The organism is Janthinobacterium sp. SUN176 (genome assembly GCF_030587335.1).
In the GTDB taxonomy this organism is placed as follows: domain Bacteria; phylum Pseudomonadota; class Gammaproteobacteria; order Burkholderiales; family Burkholderiaceae_D; genus Janthinobacterium; species Janthinobacterium kumbetense.
The window spans coordinates 35,844-54,612 of record NZ_JAPWIA010000008.1 but is presented as its reverse complement, the minus strand read 5'-3'; the positions used below and the strand labels follow the sequence as shown (position 1 = coordinate 54,612).

Here is an 18,769-nt window from a genome sequence, read left to right as displayed (position 1 = left end):
AAACACAAAGCCCGGCTGGGAAACCACGCCGGGCAATGTAGTCTCAGGAATATAGAAATTTAATCACCTCTGGAGTGATACATGAAAGCACTGCTCGATCTATTCAAGCAAGTACAGACCAACGAGACCTTCGATGCAATCAAGATCGGTCTCGCTTCGCCTGAGAAAATCCGTTCGTGGTCCTACGGCGAAGTCAAGAAGCCGGAAACCATCAACTACCGTACCTTCAAGCCTGAGCGCGACGGCCTGTTCTGCGCCAAGATCTTTGGCCCGATCAAGGATTACGAATGCCTGTGCGGCAAGTACAAGCGCCTGAAACACCGCGGCGTGATCTGCGAAAAGTGCGGCGTCGAAGTCACCCTGGCCAAGGTGCGCCGCGAGCGCATGGGCCACATCGAGCTGGCTTCGCCTACCGCGCACATCTGGTTCCTGAAGTCGCTGCCGTCGCGTCTGGGCATGGTCCTGGACATGACCCTGCGGGACATCGAACGCGTGCTGTACTTTGAAGCATACGTCGTGACCGATCCAGGCATGACCCCGCTGAAAAAATGCCAGATCATGTCGGAAGACGACTACGCCGCCAAGTACGAAGAGTACGGCGACGACTTCACCGCCTTCATGGGCGCCGAAGGTATCCGTGAACTGCTGCGCTCGATCGACATCCACCGCGATGCCGAAACCCTGCGCGTGGAACTGAAGGAGTCGAAATCCGAAGCCAAGATCAAGAAATACGCGAAGCGCCTGAAAGTGCTGGAAGCGTTCCAACGTTCGGGCATCAAGCCTGACTGGATGATCATGGAAGTGCTGCCAGTGCTGCCGCCGGAACTGCGTCCGCTGGTACCGCTGGATGGCGGCCGTTTCGCGACCTCGGATCTGAACGATCTGTATCGCCGCGTCATCAACCGTAACAACCGTCTGAAACGCCTGATGGAGCTGCGTGCTCCAGAGATCATCACGCGCAACGAAAAGCGCATGCTGCAAGAAGCGGTCGATTCGCTGCTGGACAACGGCCGTCGCGGCAAAGCGATGACCGGCGCCAACAAGCGTCCGCTGAAATCGCTGGCAGAGATGATCAAGGGCAAGGGCGGCCGTTTCCGTCAAAACTTGCTGGGCAAACGCGTCGATTACTCCGGTCGTTCGGTCATCGTCGTGGGCCCGCAATTGAAACTGCATCAGTGCGGCTTGCCGAAACTGATGGCGCTGGAACTGTTCAAACCATTCATTTTCAATAAACTGGAACTGATGGGTCTGGCTACCACGATCAAGGCTGCGAAAAAGCTGGTCGAGATTCAAGAGCCGGTCGTGTGGGACATCCTGGAAGACGTGATCCGTGAACATCCGATCATGTTGAACCGCGCACCTACCTTGCACCGTCTGGGTATCCAGGCGTTCGAGCCAGTCCTGATTGAAGGCAAGGCCATCCAGCTGCATCCGCTCGTCTGCGCCGCATTCAACGCCGACTTTGACGGTGACCAAATGGCGGTCCACGTTCCTCTGTCGATCGAAGCGCAGATGGAAGCACGCACTTTGATGCTGGCATCGAACAACATCCTGTTCCCATCGAACGGCGAACCATCGATCGTTCCTTCCCAGGATATCGTGCTGGGTCTGTACTACGCGACCCGCGAAGCGATCAATGCGAAGAACGAAGGGATGATGTTCCCTGACGTATCGGAAGTGATCCGCGCCTACGACAACAAGGAAGTCGAACTGACGACCCGCGTTACCGTGCGTATTACCGAATACCCGAAAAACGCCGAAACGGGCGAATTCGAGAAAACGGTTACCCGCTACGAAACGACGATCGGCCGTGCGATCCTGTCGGAAATTCTGCCTAAAGGCTTGCCGTTCTCCGTCCTGAACCGCGCGCTGAAAAAGAAAGAAATTTCCAAGCTGATCAACACGTCGTTCCGCAAGTGCGGCCTGCGCGCCACCGTGGTGTTCGCAGACAAACTGATGCAATCGGGTTTCCGCCTGGCGACACGCGCCGGTATCTCGATCTGCGTCGACGACATGCTGGTACCGCCTCAAAAAGTTACCCTGATCGCGACGGCCGAATCGGAAGTCAAGCAGATCGAACAGCAATACGCCTCGGGTCTCGTGACCGCCGGCGAGCGTTACAACAAGGTAGTCGATATCTGGGGCAAGACCTCGGATGAAGTCGGCAAGGCCATGATGGACCAGCTCAAAGTCGAAGACGTGATCCGCCGCGACGGCACCAAGTCGACGCAAGAATCGTTCAACGCCATTTACATGATGGCCGACTCCGGCGCGCGCGGTTCCGCAGCCCAGATTCGCCAGTTGGCCGGTATGCGTGGTCTGATGGCCAAACCGGATGGCTCGATTATCGAAACGCCGATTACCGCGAACTTCCGCGAAGGTCTGAACGTTTTGCAGTACTTCATTTCGACCCACGGTGCGCGTAAAGGTCTGGCCGATACGGCGTTGAAGACGGCTAACTCCGGTTACCTGACGCGTCGTCTGGTTGACGTGACGCAAGACTTGGTGGTGATCGAGGACGATTGCGGCACCATGAACGGCGCCGTCATGAAGGCACTGGTCGAAGGTGGTGAAGTCATCGAACCGTTGCGTGACCGTATCCTCGGCCGCGTGGTGGTGCATGACGTCGTCAATCCTGAAACCCAGGAAACGCTGTACGAAGCCGGCACCTTGATGGACGAAGACATGGTCGAAGAGATCGAACGTCTGTCCATCGATGAAGTCAAGGTTCGCACGCCACTGACTTGCGACACGCGCTTCGGCCTGTGCGCCAAATGCTATGGCCGCGACCTGGGCCGCGGCATGCTGGTCAACGCCGGCGAAGCCGTCGGTGTGGTGGCAGCGCAGTCGATTGGTGAGCCGGGTACCCAGCTGACCATGCGTACGTTCCACATTGGTGGTGCGGCATCGCGTGCAGCAGTGGCATCGTCGGTGGAAGCCAAGTCGAACGGTACCATCCGCTTCACGGCAACCATGCGTTACGTGACGAACGGCAAGGGCGCGCAAATCGTCATTTCCCGTTCCGGCGAAGTGCTGATTACCGACGACCATGGCCGTGAGCGTGAGCGTCATAAAGTACCGTACGGCGCGACCCTGATCGTCAAGGACGGCATGGTCATCAAGGCCGGTACGGCCCTGGCAACGTGGGATCCGCTGACCCGTCCGATCATTACCGAATACGCCGGTCAAGTGCGTTTCGAGAACGTCGAAGAAGGCGTCACCGTAGCCCGTCAGGTCGACGAAGTGACCGGTCTGTCCACCCTGGTGGCGATCGATGCGAAACGTCGCGGTTCGTTGACGAAAACGTTGCGTCCGCAAGTCAAGCTGATCAACGACGCGAACGAAGAAGTCAAGATCGCCGGCACCGAACACTCGGTGGCGATCGGCTTCCAGGTCGGCGCACTGATCATGGTCAAGGACGGTCAACAGGTATCGGTGGGTGAAGTGCTGGCACGTATTCCTACCGAATCGCAAAAAACGCGCGATATTACCGGTGGTCTGCCACGTGTTGCGGAACTGTTCGAAGCGCGCTCGCCGAAAGATGCCGGTATGCTGGCGGAAGTCACGGGTACGGTTGCGTTCGGTAAAGAAACCAAGGGCAAGCAGCGTCTGGAAATCACGGACATGGACGGCAACAAGCATGAGTTCTTGATTACCAAGGACAAACAAGTGCTGGTGCATGACGGCCAAGTCGTGAATAAGGGCGAGATGATCGTGGACGGCCCGGCCGATCCGCAAGACATCCTGCGCCTGCTGGGTATCGAAGCGCTGGCACGTTACATCGTTGACGAAGTGCAAGACGTGTACCGTCTGCAAGGCGTGAAGATCAATGACAAGCACATCGAAGTGATCGTGCGTCAGATGCTGCGCCGCGTTCAGATCGTCAATGCCGGCGACACCAACTACATCGTTGGCGAGCAGGTAGAGCGTTCGGAACTGTTGGACGAGAACGATCGCATGGCCGTTGAGAACAAGATTCCAGCGACCTACGAAAACGTCTTGTTGGGTATTACCAAGGCATCGCTGTCGACCGATTCGTTCATCTCGGCCGCATCGTTCCAGGAAACCACCCGCGTGCTGACCGAAGCGGCGATCATGGGCAAGCGCGATGGTCTGCGCGGCCTGAAAGAGAACGTCATCGTCGGCCGTCTGATTCCTGGCGGTACGGGTCTGGCCTTCCACCGCGCACGCAAAGAGAAAGAAGCGTGGGAAGTGGAAGAGCGTCAAGCGCTGCTGCTGGCCGAGAAAGCCTCGATGGCTGGCGAAGCTGCCGAAGCGCTGCAGGACATCGAAACCCAGCAACACCACGGCGACGAAGCGTAATCTGCGCTGCTAGCTGACAAGAACGGCACCTTCGGGTGCCGTTTTTTTTCGTCTTGAGATAAGTCAATCAGACCGCATGGTCCGCATAGCCATCGGGCCGGATCATCAGGCTTTTGATGCCGGCCAGTGGCTGGCAGCCGGGTTTGATGGTCAGCGAGGTGAGCCAGGCCGCATCGAAACGATACGGTTGTACTGCGTGCGCGGCATTGCCAACGACCAACTGCAGCCATTTTCCCGCGTGCAACAGTTCATGGATGCCCACGGCCGTGCCGTCGGCTAGGCGCAGCAACCAGTCGGGCACGCGTCTGCCGATCCAGTCTGCGCTGCCGGCGCTCGCGTCAGAGCCCAGCGAGATGGGATAGCGCACGCCAAAGCCGGACAACTCGCTGGCCAGCGCGCGGTTGACGTCCGGTTGCGCCAGCATGTCGCTGATGGTGGCGCGCAGGGCCAGGGTGCGCGCGTCAAAACGCGTCAGCATGGCCGTTTGCGCGAGGGTATTGTGCTGCAACGACACGCCAACGGGATGGCGCTCCGCATGGTAGCTGTCGAGCAGGCTGTCCGGCGCATAGCCCTTGAGTACGCCGGCTAGCTTCCAGCCCAGGTTCATCGCGTCCTGCATTCCCACGTTCATGCCCTGGCCGCCTGCCGGCATGTGGATGTGGGCGGCATCGCCGGCCAGGAAGACGCGTCCCTGGCGATAGCGCCGGGCCAACCGTGTTTCGTCGTTGAAGCGCGACAGCCAGCTGGCGTCATGCAGGCCGAAATCGTGGTCCGCGATGGCCGTGCTGGCCTGCGACAACTCCTCCACGGTGGCCGCTTCCGCCGCCGCAGCCTGGGGACGGCGCGCACTCAGGGTGATGACGCGGTGGCGGCCTTGCCCCAGCGGCACGATCATCAGGCTACCCGCTGCGTTCGTCAGGGACAGCATGGGTGACGCGGGTGGATGGCGCAGCCGCACATCTCCCATGAGCATGCTGCACGTGGCCGCCACGCCGTCGAAGGCGATGCCCGCCTGCTGGCGCACGAGGCTGCGAGCGCCATCGGTGCCGATCAGGTAACGGGCACGCAGGCAGAATGGAGCGCCGTCGTGCGTGCCGGCCACCGTGACGCCATCGTCATCCTGCTGTGTCTGTTCCACGAGCGCGCCGCGAACAATTGCCACGCCGTCTTCCAGCAATTGCTCTTCCAGCAGGCGTTCCGTCGTGTTTTGCGGCAGGAACAAGGTGTAGGGATGGGGCGTGTCGAAGCCGGAAAAATCGAGCCGGGTATCGAGGCCCGCATAGTGGCCGCTGGACAAGGGCGTGCCCAGCGCAACAAAGCGCTGGTCCAGGCCCCGCAAGCCCAGCATTTCCAGGGTGCGGCCATGGATGGTCAGCGCACGCGAATGCGCGCTGCGCTGCGGCCGCCGTTCCAGGATGGCCACGCGGATGCCGGCCAGGCGCAATTCGCAGGCCAGGGTCAGGCCGACGGGGCCGGCGCCGACGATGATGACTTCGATATCGCTATTGTGCATGTCGCTCTCAATCTAACGTTGTTAGTCTGTGTAAAATGGTAAACTAACGACGTTAGAGTTTCAAGGGAAATGACAGGAAAATGAAAATTCAACGCGAAGCCGTGGTGGCCAGGGCGCTCGAGCTGCTGGACGAAGTGGGTATCGAAGGCTTGACCATGCGTCGCCTGGCCGACGCGATGGGCATCAAGGCCGCTTCGCTGTACTGGCATTTTGCGAACAAGCAGGCTTTGCTTGATGGCATGGCCGACGTGCTGATCGAAGACGTGGCAAGGAACGTCGATGCGGATGCGGGCTGGGAAGCGCAGTTGCGCCAGGTGGCGGCGCAACTGCGCGCGGCGTTATCGGCCCGCCGCGATGGCGTGCGCGTCTTTGGCGGTACCTATGTGATATCGGAAAACGTGTTTCGCGTCGCCGAAGCGTTAATCGGCCCGATGCGTGCAGCCGGGGCATCGGAGAAACTGGCCAGCTGGAGCGCATTTACGCTGCTCTATTATGTGCTCGGTTTTGTCATGGAAGCGCAAGGCACGGGACCGGGAAGCGCCGCGATGTATGCATTATCGAACCGGCGTGCCGCTTTCGCCGCCATGGCGGCCGACCATTATCCGCACGTGCTCGCATCCATGGATGCCATCTTTAATGCGGAAATCGACGACCGTTTTAATGCGGGTCTCGATTTGATTATGATCGGCTTGCGGGAAAAAATTAAAACGAATCAAGGTATATATAATTGATCTGTCCGGCATCCATATATTTTGATGGCCAGGCATATTCAATCATCTTTCTCTTTTTTCGCGCATTGTACTGTTGCCTTGTTCGCTTTGCAGTGAGCGCTCACATTGATTTTCCTCCTCGGCGCCGTTACGGGGCGTGCCGTGGCGTGTCCGGCGATGCCGAGTACCCGCCAGCACGGCCGCCACTGGTCGCGGCCGGCATATATGTTGCGCAAATCCCCGTCGATAGCGGGCCACGCCAATTATCAGTTTATTCATGCTAAGATTTGGCGCATGATTGCCCAAGCCCTGTTTACTCCCGCCCAGCAGAAACTGCTGGGATTGCTGTTTGTCCGCGTGAATGAAGGCTTTCACTTGAACGAGATCATGCGCCTGACCGGCCTTGGCAGCGCGTCGGCGCAACGGGAGCTGCGCCGCTTGCATGAGTCCGGCCTGATCACGTCGGAGCGGATCGGCAATGTGCGGCGCTTCTGGCCCAACAAGGAAAGCCTCGTGTATCCGGAATTGAGCGGACTGGTGCAGAAAACTTTTGGCATCGTTGGCGTCCTCAGCATGACGCTGGCGCCCTTGCGTGCCCAGTTGCACCTGGCATTCGTGTCGGGTGCCACGGCGAAGGGACAGGACATGCCTGGCAGCGCCATCGATTTGCTGCTGGTGGGCGAAGAAGCCAATTATGGCGATCTGTTGACGGGATTGGCGCCGGCCGAGCGAACCTTGAGGCGTAAAATCAATCCCAACTTATATACGCTGGCCGATTATCGCCGGCGTCTGCGTGAAGGCCAGCCATTTCTGCTGCAGGTATTACAGCAGCCGAAGTTGTTTGTCATCGGCGATGAATCACAATTGCATGCGCTGGCATTGCCAGATTCTTCCATGCAGGCGAATGACACGCCATCTGTATTCTAAAGGCCGGGCCTGGCATTCAATTTCTGACATATGAAATTTTTGGCTGGAAAAATATCTGAGGCGGATTGATCGTATGATGAATAAACTACAGGCTTTCGGTTTAATTGTTTCCCAGGCAGTGCGGGGAGAATTAACGTTTCCCACGAGTGTGAATTCCGCATTGCAATTGCAATTGGCCCTGGCTGAACCGGACTGCCATATCGATCATGCGATCAAGCTGGTTCTGGGCGAACCCTTGCTGGCGGCGCGCACGGTCGCGCTGGCCAATTCGGCCGTGTACAGCCGCGGCGATGCGGCGCCCGTGACCAGCGTGCGCGCCGCCGTGATGCGCATGGGTTACCGCAATCTGTACGCGCTGGTGGCGGCCATGGTGGTGCGCCAGTTTGGCAGCAAGATCATCGACCCCGTCCTGCGCCAGAAGGCGACCCAGCTGTGGGAGCACACGGCCCACGTGGCGGCGCTGGCGCACGTGCTGGCCCGCCGCGTGACGCACGTCGATGCCGACACGGCGCTGTTCGCCGGTATCGTGCATGAGGTGGGAGGCTTTTATTTGCTGTCGCGTGCCGATGAGTTCCCCGGCTTGCTCGACGACGATACGGATCACTGGATGGAGTCCGCCGAAGAGATCATTTCCCGCGAAGTCATGAAGAAGCTGCTGATCCCGCTGGCCGTGAGCGAAGCCATCGAAGGCTTGCGCGATGGCTTGCTATCCATCCCGCCCGACTCCCTGCTCGATACCTTGTTGTTGGCCAAGCAACTGTCACCCGTGCCGTCGCCCTTGCAGCTGACGTACGTGGAAATGCTCACGCCCTCCGATTCCGTCATAGATTTCATTATCGACAACGAGACCCTGCAAAGCATCCTGGCCGAATCGGCCGAGGAAGTACACTCGATGAGCGCCGCGCTGCTGGTGTAGCTGGAAACGCCGGCGGCGAAAAAAAACGGCAGCGCCATCGAGGTGCTGCCGTTTTGTTTTCAGGCGCTGCCGCTTACTTCTGCTGCGCGATCCAACGGTCGACCTTGGCTTCCAGCAGCTTCAGGGGCAGGGTGCCGTCGCCGAGTACCACTTCGTGAAACTTCGGCAGGCTGAACTTGTCGCCCAGCGCTTGCTGCGCGCGCTGGCGCAGTTCGACGATTTTCAGCGAACCGATCTTGTAGCCCAGCGCCTGGCCCGGCCACGCCATGTAGCGTTCCGTTTCGCTTTTCGCCACGGCGTCATAGCCGAGGGTGTCGCGCATGTACTTGATCGTCTGCTCGCGCGTCCAGCCCTTGGTGTGCAAGCCCGTGTCGACCACCAGGCGCACGGCGCGCAGCATCTCGTCGTTCAAGTGGCCGAAATACTGGGCCGGATCCTCGAACAGGCCCATTTCCTTGCCCAGGGTTTCCGCATACAGGGCCCAGCCTTCCGTGAAGGCATTGTTGCCGCCGAAACGGCGGAAGTTCGGCAAGTCCATCTCTTGCACCAGCGCCAGGTGGAAATGGTGGCCTGGCTTGCCTTCGTGCAGGAACAGGGTGGTCATGCCCGTGTCGCCATACAGTTTCGGATCCGTGACGACGGACCAGAACACGCCCGGGCGCGAACCGTCGGCGGCCGGCGCCGTGTAGTGGTCGGCGGCCGTGTCGCGGCTCAGTTCGGGTTCCAGGCGCAAGTCCAGCGGCGCCTTCGGCACCAGGGTGAACAGGGCTGGCAATTTGCTGTCCAGCAGCACGTTCAGCTTGCGGTAGACGTCGAGCACTTCCTGCTCCGTCTTGAACGGGCGGTATTTCGCCTGTTCCGACACCCACACGGGCAAGCCGGCCGCAGGGCCGTTGTAGCCCATCTTCGGGCCCACGATCGCGTATTGTTCCTGGATGCGCGCCACTTCCTTCAAGCCGATGGCGTGGATTTGCTCCGGCTTCAAATCCGTGGTGGTGCTGCTGGCCACGCGCGCCTGGTACCAGCTGGCGCCATCGGGCAGGGCGCTCCAGCCGCTGCTCGTGCGGCCGGCCGGCAGGTAATCGCGTTCCATGAAGGTGGACAGGCGCTGCAGCGCAGGCATCAGCTTGGCCTCGATGATGACGGTGTAGGTTTGCGTCAGGCGCGCCTTGTCCGCGTCGGAAAAGCTGGCCGGCAAGTTCTTGATGGGCGTGTAATAGACGCTCTCCTGCGGCGTGGCGCTGACGAGTTTCTTGAATTGCGGCAATGCCGATTCCGTCAGCGCCTTCGGCAGCACGATGCTTTTTTGCATGCCGACCCGCATATTGGCGATGGCCTGGTCTATCCAGCCCGGCAACTGGCCAATACGGCTCAGGTAAGCGTCATACTCCTTGACCGTGGTCAAAGGCTGCGATGCCTCTCCGCCCGCATAATTGGCCAAGGTGACGGGCATGCTGTCCATCTGGTTCAGGGGCAATAGGTATTCGGGGAAGCGTTCGAAGCTCAGCGCCGTGGCCAGTTCATAGTCGAGGATATCGTAGTTGATCTGGTCCTGGTGCGACAGCTGCGCGCGGGCAATGCTGCGCAGGGTCTTCTGGTACTGGCGGTACAGGGCGAATTGTTTTGCGCGCGCGGCGGGCACGATGGCTGAACCGATCTGGTCGTCGAAACGGTTGTCGCCGCTCTCGGTGGCATTGATCGGCTCGAAACGGGCCAGCGCATCATAGTATTGGTCGGCCAGCACTTGCAGCTGCTGCTTCGCTTTGGGTGCGCTGACGGCCACGGTTTTGGCTGCGGGCTGGGCCGCTTGCGCCATGGGCGCATGGGCGAGCAACAGGGAGATGGCCAGGGTGCCGAGGGTGCCGGCGGCAAAACGATGCTTCATGCGCGAGATCCTTTGTAAGGAGGGAATGAACGGAGGCTTACAACGCCTAATAAAACCGTAGCGAGCGGAAGGAAGTTGTGGTCGAGAAGCGCAACTGTACGAAGGTACAGTGAGCATCGCAGACCGCAAATTACGACGCGCAGTAGGTTTTGATAGGCGTTCTTGGCGGGGTCGGGGTGGCCGTTCAAGATGGAACAGCCGGGGCGTAAGCATACGCCATTGCCCAGTGCGTTTGGACAAATTGTGCGGGAGAAATGTTGCTATTTGTCCGCTGACGCGACCAGGGCTTTCATCGCCTGCCAGTGCTGGCTGACCAAGGGGGCGCAGGCAGGGCAGGGCGTGGCAGCGATCAGGCTGCGGATCTGCTGCGCGCGTGCCGCCGTTTGCGGGTGTGAGGAAATCCATCCCGGTACGCTGGCCTTGTCCTTGTCGTCGAGCTTCTGGAAAAAGCGCAGCATGCCGTCCGGGCGGATTCGCGCGCGCTGCAAGGCCAGCAAACCCAGGCGATCCGCCTCTTCTTCCATGTCGCGGCTGAAATACAGGGTGCCGGCCTGGTGCGCCAGCATGGCGGCCACGGCGCTGATGTCGCCGATGGTCACGCCCATCAGGGCGCCCCAGCCCAGGCTGCTGATCATTTGTCGCAACGAATGGCGCTGCTCCACGTGCTGCACTTCATGCGCCAGCACGCCGGCCAGCTCGCCCGGATCCCCCGCCTGGCGCAGCAAGCCCGTATGCACGACGATGATGCCGCCCGGCATGGCAAACGCGTTGACCGTGTCGTCCTGCTTGACGAGCCAGCGGTACTGGTAGCGCGAACCGGTCGTCAGCTGGCGGCCGATTTCCTGCACTGTTTGCTGCGCCACGCCGCTCTCGCTGATGCTGCCTTGCGCGCGTACTTGCGCCAGGGCCAGTTCGCCCAGCTGCTTTTCCGTCGACAGGGGAATCAGCCCCGCCAGCGCGCCGACGGCATGGCCGCCTTGCCACCACAGCAGGGCCGTGGCGACGACGGCGGCGCCCGTCAAACCGAGCAGCCAGCCCGACACCTGCCGCCGGTTGCGCTGGCGCTCGCCCCACAAACGCTGCAGTTGCGGTTGCAGCGCCGCCGGCGCTTCGCGCAAGACGATGGCGATGTCCTCCGCGCCGAGCGGTTTCAGCGACGCTTGTCGTCCTTGTTCGTCGAGCCAGTTCAGGAACAGTTCCGGCCCGTCGACGCCGCCCACGCTGACGACCAGCTGCGCCACGTCGACACCATGGCCGGGCGCATCGATGGCGAGCTGGGTGCCAAAGAAATGTGCGCTGACAGGCGTGCCAGCCGGGCCGCCATCGGGACCGGTCAGCAGTGCCTGGAAGGGCGTCATGCGGCGGCCTCGGCAAAGCGGCTTTCGTACAGGGCCGCCATCAGGTCGGACTGGCTGATGATGCCGGCCAGGCGTTCATCCTCGTCGAGGATGGGAATATGGTGGTAGCCGGCGTCGGCCATCAGGGGCACGAGGTCGATGATGGGCGTGCCCAGGCGGGCCGTGTGCGGCGACGGCGTCATCAGCTGGCCCACCACTTCCGGCTTGTCGCCGTGGGACAGGCCGCTGCGCTGCAGCAAGCCGCGCAGGCGCTGGCGCATGCCTTGATAATCGTCGAGGCCGCCATGGCGCAGGAAATCCGTCTGCGTGATGATGCCGATGACGCGGCGCGCCCGGTTCAGCACGGGCAGGGCGCCCACCTGGTGCTCGCGCATGGTACGCCAGGCAACATCGAGCGGCGTGCCGAATTCCACGCTGAGCACATCCTTTGACATGATGTCGGCGCAGGTGACGACGCCGAAACGGCGCTGGTAGGCGCGCATTTCCGTTTGCAGGAAGATGGCTTGCAAATCGTCGCGGCTGATATCGAGCACTTCGCTGTGCTGGCGCAAGACGGCATCGAGGTCGTCCGGCGAAAAGCCCAGGCGGTTGCTGGGCACGTCATCCCGGGTGGCGTGCGGATGCGGTGCCACCAGTTGCTGGATGTGCGGGTAGCGACGCCCCGTCAGGTTGTTGTACAGCACGGCGCAAGCAACCAGCACGGCGGAATTGAACAGCACGGTGATGAAGACGAACTCAAAGCCGGCCGCATGCACGCTGGCGCCGCCGACCACGGTGGTGAGCGCCACGGCCCCGCCCGGCGGATGCAAACAGCGCAGGGCAAACATGGCGCCGATGGCCAGGCAGGCGGCCAGGGCCGCCACGCCTACGCTCGATCCCAGCCACTTCACGCAAGCCATGCCCACCAGGCCGGAGACGACGTTGCCGCCCACCACGGACCACGGTTGCGCCAGCGGGCTGGCCGGCAGGCAGAACAGCAGCACGGCAGAGGCGCCCATGGGCGCGATCAGGTAGACACTGGCGCTGTCGGGGGCCAGCAGGAAATGGCAGATGAGTCCAGTGAGCAACAGACCGCAGATGGCGCCCGCGCAGGCACGCGCTTGTTCGCGGCGGCTGCCGTTGTTTGGTTGCGGCAGCCAGCGTGCCAGGAAAGAAGTCGTCATGGGGAGGGCGCGTTCGGGCCGCGTTGCTCTGTGTGAGCCCGATATTATCCCATGCGTTCCATTTCGCTGCCTGCGGGCATTAATCCCCGGCGCAGACGGCGTGCAGGCCGTGCCGCGCCAGCAAGTTCCCGACGGCCGCGATGGCGGCCATCAGCTCGGCCAGGTTGCGGTCGGAAAAGTGTTCATACAACAGGTCCAGCACGGCGAAGTACGCCGAGTCTGGCATGCCGCCGGGATAGGCGCTGCACAGCATGCGCGCGGCGCCGGATAGCGTTGGGGGCAGGCTGTCTGGCATGTTCAAGTGGCTTATCCTTGGCGTGCTTATACGTTTTTCGCATAAGCACAGTGCAATTAAATGGTGGATATTTCCTACAGGTACGCATATTCTAGACAATCACGCCCGCTGGCAGCTGTTCAGCTGGCTTCACGATCTCTCTCAGGAGTCCCGCATGCGCGTTTCCCGTTTCGTTTCCCTTTTCTTTGCCAGCCTGCTGCTTGCCGGCACCGCCGTTGCCGCCGCCCCGACGCCGGCCAACCCCGTCGCCACGCCGCATTTGCCGTATAACGCGGCGGCCGATGCCAAGGCCGACGTGGCCCGCGCGCTGGCCGAGGCCAAGGCGGCGCACGTGCCAGTCCTGCTGATCTTTGGCGCCAACTGGTGCGAGGATTGCCGCGCGCTCGACAAGGCCTTGAAGGAAGGCAAGAATGCCGAGCTGATGCAACAGCAGTTCAAGGTCGTCAAGGTCGACGTGGGTAACTTCGACCATAACCTTGACGTGGCGCAAGCCTATGGCAATCCGCTCAAGAAAGGCATCCCCGCCGCCGTGCTCGTATCGAGCGACAACAACCAGGTGCTGTACGCCACCAAGGGCGGCGAACTGGCGAATGCCCGCCGCATGAGCGAGAGCGGCATTTATGATTTCTTCAAGCAAGCGGCAAGCGTGAAAGCGCCGGCGATTTAAGCGTTTTCCAGCACCCTTAAAATTCTTCCCACGCATCGCTGGCCGGCGCTGTCGGGCGCGCTGCTGCTGCCTTGGCCAGTGCTGGACGGGCCGGCTTGGGCAGCGCCGGCTTGCCGGCCGGCTGCTGCGCGGCATGCCCGGTTTCTTCCAGCTTGAAGACGCTGACCACCTGCGCCAGCCGCCCAGCCTGATCCTGCAAGGACTGGGCTGCCGCCGCCGCTTCTTCCACCAGCGCCGCATTTTGCTGGGTGGCGTCATCCATCTGCGTGACCGTGGCATTGACTTGCGCGATGCCCTGGCTTTGCTCCTGGCTGGCCGAGGCGATTTCTCCCATCAGGTCGGCGACTCTTTGCACGGAGACGACGATGTCCTGCATGGTAGCGCCGGCCGAGTCGACCAGTTTGCTGCCCGCGTTCACCTTGCTGCCCGAGTCGACGATCAAGTCCTTGATTTCCTTCGCCGCCTGGCTTGACCTCTGCGCCAGGTTGCGCACCTCGGTTGCCACCACGGCAAAGCCGCGTCCCTGTTCGCCCGCGCGCGCCGCCTCGACCGCTGCGTTCAGCGCGAGGATATTGGTTTGGAAGGCAATGCCGTCGATCACGCCGATAATATCTGCGATCTTGCGGGAACTCTCCGTAATCGCGCCCATCGTTTGCACGACTTGTCCGACTACTTCGCCCCCCTTGACGGCGTGGCTTGAAGCCGACACCACCAGTTGGTTTGCCTGACGCGCGTTATCCGCGTTCTGTTTCACTGTCGATGTCAGTTCTTCCATGGCCGCCGCCGTCTCTTCCAGGCTTGACGCCTGGGCTTCCGTACGCGCCGACAGGTCCAGGTTGCCCGACGCGATCTGGCTCGATGCGCTGGTAATCGCCCCGGTACTGTCGCTAACTTCGCGTATCGTCACGTTCAGCGACGCGACGAAGCGGTTGAAGGCGGCGGCCAGGGCGCCGACCTCGTCTTCGGATTCGACGGGCATGCGGCGGCTCAAGTCGCCGTTCCCGCTGGCGATTTCGCTGAGCATGTCGGCCGCGCGCGCGACGGGGGCGGCGATGGCGCGGCTGATGACATAAATGATGAGCAGGGCGATGCCGCCGCCCACCAGGCCGGCGATCAGGGCAGCGATCAGGGCCGAACGCGTGACGTTGCCCAGCACTTCCGCTTCCGGCACTTCGGCCATCACATACAGATTCAATTCCGGCACGAAGGAGGCGGCGACGAACTGGCGTCCCGCCGGCGCGTCGTAGATGGCGTACGCGTACTTGTTGCCCGTCAGCAGAGTCTTGCTCAGTGCCGCGCTAAAGCCGGGCAAGTCCTTCAATTGATGCTTGCCGTCGGCCAAGGCCGGATCGCGGTGGATCAGCAGGCTGCCGTCGGCACGTACCAGGTAGACATGGCCCGTCTGGCCGACCTTGTAGCTGCGGATGGTCTCGGCCATGGCGTCGACGCTCAAGCCCATGCCTGCAATGACGGCCTTGCCACCGGCTGTCTGGCCGCGCGCATTCAGGAACAGCATGAAACTGCCCGAGGCCGGATCGCGATCCAGATTGATCGTGTGCTGTTTGTTTTCGCCGAGCATGCTGAAGAACCAGTGATCGGCTGGCAACTGCTTGTCCAGCGTGCGGATCAGGCCCGCATCGGTCATGTACCTGGATGCCGCTTGTGAACTCCAGCTGACGACGGCCGCCTTGTTTTTTTCCTTGAGCATCCTGGCGTAGCGCTGGAAAGTGGCCATGCCGCTGTCGGCCAACTCCGCGTCTTCCCAATCTTGCAGAAAGACATCATTCGCCATCGTCTGTACCACGGACAGCGGCTGGCTGATCTGTCGCAGCACGTCGTTGCGGATTTCGCCCACCTGGGCCGGCAGCTCCTGGCCGACGACGCGCTCGCGCACATAATCGCTGCTCATGCGCACGCTGAGGAACGATGAAATGCCCATGAACAGCAGCAGGCACAAACCCATGCTGAACATCAATTTTTTCTGGATGGAAAGGTGGCGAAGCAGATGCATGGACGACCCTGGGAATGGGCCTGCGCGACTGGCAGAGGTTGCCAAACATGCACAGGCAAGTGCGCAGTATAGCGACGGATAGGGGAAATATAGGGGAGGAATGCCGTATTTGATGCAGATGTGTTGCCGTATGGCAACGATTGTGCGGTGTCAACATGTGCAGTTTTCATGTACCCCCATGCTGCGCGGAAAAACGTTCAGGCAGGCAAGCCGTGGGCGATCAATTCCAGAGGCAATTCCGTGCTGCACTTGATTTGTTCCATGGAGAAGGCGGACGACACGCCCGTCAGCTGCACCGCCTTGATGAGCTTTTTATAGAAGGTGTCGTAGCCCTTGATGTCGGTGGTAACGACTTTCAGCAGGTAGTCGATATCGCCGCTCATGCGGTGAAATTCCTGCACCTCGGGCAAGACGATGACGGCGGCGGCGAAGCGGCGCAGCCATTTTTCATCGTGCTGACCGGTGCGCACGCTGACGAAGACGGTCACGGGCAAACCCACTTTTTGCCGGTTGACGATGGCCACGCGGCTCTCGATATAGCCCTCTTCCTCCAGGCGCTTGACCCGCTTCCAGCACGGCGTGCTCGACAAGCCGATCTTCTCGCTGAGGGCGGCGATCGACAAGGTGCCATCCTGCTGCAGGGCGGCCAGGATGGCGCAGTCGAATTTGTCGAGCGGAGTGTTTGGTGAATGCATTTTACTATTCCTGTTTTTATAGCATGAACATGCTGCATATTACCGTATTTGCAGTGTCTTTTGGCATATCTTCACGGGCGGGTGCCGGTAGACTGTTCATACGTTCCAGCCGCCAGTGCTGCCCCTTTATTTATAGAATCCCCGGACTGCCATCATGAAAGAAATCTACCTCGACAGCAATGCCACCACCTGCGTGCTGCCCGCCGCCGTTGCCGCCGCCCGGCAAGCGATGGAGCAGGGCTATGGCAATCCCAGCAGCACCCACGCCACGGGATTGCAGGCCAAGGCCATGATGGATGGCGTGCGCCAGCGCGCCAGCGGTCTGCTGGGCGTGGGCGACGGCCGGTTGATGTTCAACAGCGGCGCCACCGAAGGCATTCAGACGGCCGTGTTGTCGGCCCTGTGCGCGCTGCGCGAACGGCGCGACGCGGGCAAGCGCATCGGCAGCCTGCTGCTGTATGGCGCGACCGAGCACAAGGCCGTGCCGGAAAGCCTGGCGCACTGGAACCGGCTCCTGGGCCTGAACCTGGAAGTGCGCAAGCTGCCCGTCGATGCGCAGGGACGCCACGATTTGCAGGCGCTCGATGCGCTGATCGGCGACGCGGCCATGCTGTGCACGATGGCGGCGAATAATGAAACGGGCGTCGTCAGCGACTTGTCCGCCATCGCCCAGCTGCTGCAGGAACGGGGCGCCGATGCCTACTGGATGGTCGATTGCGTGCAGGCGCTGGGCAAGCTGAAGCTGAACCTGGCCGCCACGCGCATCGATTACGCGCCGTTTTCCGGCCACAAGCTGTATGCGCCCAAGGGCATCGGCATGCTGTATGTGCGCGCTGGCGCGCCGTTCACCCCTCTGATGATGGGCGGCGGCCAGGAAGCGGGCCTGCGCTCGGGCACGGAAAACATGGCCGGCATCGCCGCGCTGGGCGCCGTGCTGGCCGCGCTCGACGATGGCAAGACCTTCCGCAGCCACGCCGACCTGGCTGCTTTCCGCGAGCAGCTGGTGGCCAGCCTGGAACGCGCTTTCCCCGGCATCGTGTTCAATATGCCGTTCGACTTGTCGCTGCCGACGACGCTCAATTTTTCCGTGCCCGGCTTGTCGTCGAAAGAATTGCTGGACCTGTTCGATGCGGCGCGCGTGCGCGTCAGCTCGGGCAGCGCCTGTTCCGCCGCCAAGGCGCTCCCCAGCTATGTGCTGGAAGCGATGCGCGTGCCGCAATGGCGCGCCAGCTCGGCCATCCGTTTGTCGTTCGGCCCCCTGATCGACGCGGCGACGGTGACGGCCGCCTGCGCGCGCATCGAGCGTTGCGGCGAAGCGCTGCGCAGCAGCTGTTTGCTGCCATCGGCGCTGGCGCCATCGCCGCAGGACGGCGTGATCCAGTTGAGCGTCGATGGCCAGTGCACCTGGCTGCTCAGCGACGCTGCCAGCGCCAGTTGCGTTGTCATTGATCCCGTCGCCGCCCTGGTGCCGCGCCTGGCCGCCTACATCCGCTGCCAGCACCTGGCCTTGCGCGCCATCGTGCACACGGCCGCCCCGGCCGACCATGGCGTGGCGCGCCTGGCCTTGCTGCAGGAACTCGCCATCGAACAGGTGGGCCGCATCGATATCGACGGTGAGCTGGCACTGGGCCAGCAGCGCCTGCGACGCGTCGAGTGTGGCGAAAACCATGCGTATCTGCTGGAGCAGCGCTTTGCCTTCATCGGCGCCCTGGCGCCCGAGACGTTGAGGCCCTTGCTGGATGCTGCGCTGGTGACGCAAGACACCGTGCTGTGCAGCTCAAGCGACGACGGCCGCCTCTGCAGCACCGTGCGCGTCGCCGGCGAAGGCGAAGCGTCCACGAGCGAACTGCAGCTCGATGCGGCCGTTTTGCCCGCCTTCCTGCGCCAGCATCCCGACGCCATCCTCGTCGACGTGCGCGAAGCGTATGAACACGCGGCGTGCGCCGGCACGGTATTCGAGGGTTGCGCCGTGCGCAGCGTACCGCTGAGCCGCCTGGCGGGACAGGTGGCTGAATGGTTGCAGCAGCCGCAGCGTCCGTTGGTCTTTTTCTGCCGCAGCGGCAACCGCAGCGCGCGCGCCGCCGTCTGCCTGCGCCGCCTCGGTCACGGCGCGGCATGGCAGCTCAACGGCGGCATGGCGATGGCGGAGGCGATGCGTCACCCGCTGGCCATCGCTGCCTGAGCGGCTTGAACTTTCCTCCTTGAAATATTGCACCGTGTCATCATTGGCACGGTGCCGCTACTCCTTTCCCTCTATTCATTTCCTCCAGGAATCTTTCTCCCGTTTCACTCGCTGATTTCTTTGC

General features: G+C 61.7%; 13 protein-coding genes. 6 read left to right on the top strand and 7 right to left on the bottom strand.

Translation table 11 applies throughout. The annotated features are described in order from the left end of the window. Positions 1 to 81: 81 nt before the first annotated feature. Positions 82 to 4,323 carry a DNA-directed RNA polymerase subunit beta' gene (gene rpoC / locus O3299_RS27850; protein WP_034753138.1) on the top strand — a complete coding sequence of 1,414 codons (4,242 nt, stop codon included), beginning with the start codon at positions 82 to 84 and terminating at the stop codon, positions 4,321 to 4,323. Positions 4,324 to 4,390: 67 nt separating this feature from the next. Here rpoC and O3299_RS27845 read toward each other — a convergent pair whose 3' ends face one another. Then, entirely contained in the window at positions 4,391 to 5,836 is a 1,446-nt protein-coding gene (locus tag O3299_RS27845) for an FAD-dependent monooxygenase (protein ID WP_305053814.1), read from the bottom strand. Positions 5,837 to 5,916: 80 nt separating this feature from the next. Here O3299_RS27845 and O3299_RS27840 point away from each other — a divergent pair, with 80 nt between their 5' ends. From O3299_RS27840 to O3299_RS27830, 3 genes are all read left to right on the top strand, one after another. Further along, complete coding sequence (locus tag O3299_RS27840; protein WP_289899545.1) at positions 5,917 to 6,567, top strand: TetR/AcrR family transcriptional regulator C-terminal domain-containing protein; 651 nt, start codon at positions 5,917 to 5,919, stop codon at positions 6,565 to 6,567. 204 nt (positions 6,568 to 6,771) lie between these two features. Beyond that, complete coding sequence (locus tag O3299_RS27835) at positions 6,772 to 7,473, top strand: ArsR family transcriptional regulator (RefSeq protein WP_305063665.1); 702 nt, start codon at positions 6,772 to 6,774, stop codon at positions 7,471 to 7,473. Positions 7,474 to 7,549: 76 nt separating this feature from the next. Beyond that, a complete protein-coding gene (locus O3299_RS27830) occupies positions 7,550 to 8,389 on the top strand; it encodes an HDOD domain-containing protein (RefSeq protein ID WP_099668278.1) in 840 nt (279 codons plus the stop codon). Positions 8,390 to 8,462: 73 nt separating this feature from the next. On the opposite strand, the gene O3299_RS27825 is transcribed toward O3299_RS27830, so the two are convergent. From O3299_RS27825 to O3299_RS27810, 4 genes are all read right to left on the bottom strand, one after another. Beyond that, positions 8,463 to 10,274 carry a DUF885 family protein gene (locus tag O3299_RS27825; protein ID WP_305063664.1) on the bottom strand — a complete coding sequence of 604 codons (1,812 nt, stop codon included), beginning with the start codon at positions 10,272 to 10,274 and terminating at the stop codon, positions 8,463 to 8,465. Positions 10,275 to 10,534: 260 nt separating this feature from the next. Further along, the gene (locus tag O3299_RS27820; protein ID WP_305053817.1) at positions 10,535 to 11,632 is read right to left on the bottom strand and encodes a M48 family metallopeptidase; all 1,098 of its coding nucleotides are present in this window, start codon (positions 11,630 to 11,632) and stop codon (positions 10,535 to 10,537) included. Further along, positions 11,629 to 12,795 (bottom strand): HPP family protein, encoded by a 1,167-nt coding sequence (locus O3299_RS27815; RefSeq protein ID WP_305053818.1) that lies wholly within the window; start codon positions 12,793 to 12,795, stop codon positions 11,629 to 11,631. Before O3299_RS27815 ends, O3299_RS27820 begins: the two co-directional genes overlap by 4 nt. A 79-nt stretch (positions 12,796 to 12,874) precedes the next feature. Beyond that, on the bottom strand, positions 12,875 to 13,096 hold the full coding sequence (locus tag O3299_RS27810; RefSeq protein ID WP_251349418.1) for a DUF3349 domain-containing protein: 222 nt from the start codon (positions 13,094 to 13,096) through the stop codon (positions 12,875 to 12,877). 148 nt (positions 13,097 to 13,244) lie between these two features. Here O3299_RS27810 and O3299_RS27805 point away from each other — a divergent pair, with 148 nt between their 5' ends. Continuing rightward, the gene (locus tag O3299_RS27805) at positions 13,245 to 13,757 is read left to right on the top strand and encodes a co-chaperone YbbN (protein ID WP_289905824.1); all 513 of its coding nucleotides are present in this window, start codon (positions 13,245 to 13,247) and stop codon (positions 13,755 to 13,757) included. Positions 13,758 to 13,773: 16 nt separating this feature from the next. Here O3299_RS27805 and O3299_RS27800 read toward each other — a convergent pair whose 3' ends face one another. Beyond that, a complete protein-coding gene (locus O3299_RS27800) occupies positions 13,774 to 15,768 on the bottom strand; it encodes a methyl-accepting chemotaxis protein (protein ID WP_305063663.1) in 1,995 nt (664 codons plus the stop codon). 197 nt (positions 15,769 to 15,965) lie between these two features. Beyond that, the gene (locus O3299_RS27795) at positions 15,966 to 16,463 is read right to left on the bottom strand and encodes an Lrp/AsnC family transcriptional regulator (protein WP_099665758.1); all 498 of its coding nucleotides are present in this window, start codon (positions 16,461 to 16,463) and stop codon (positions 15,966 to 15,968) included. Between the two features lie 154 nt (positions 16,464 to 16,617). Between O3299_RS27795 and O3299_RS27790 the strand changes: the two genes are divergently transcribed. After that, complete coding sequence (locus O3299_RS27790) at positions 16,618 to 18,645, top strand: aminotransferase class V-fold PLP-dependent enzyme (protein WP_305063662.1); 2,028 nt, start codon at positions 16,618 to 16,620, stop codon at positions 18,643 to 18,645. The last annotated feature ends 124 nt before the right edge of the window (positions 18,646 to 18,769 follow it).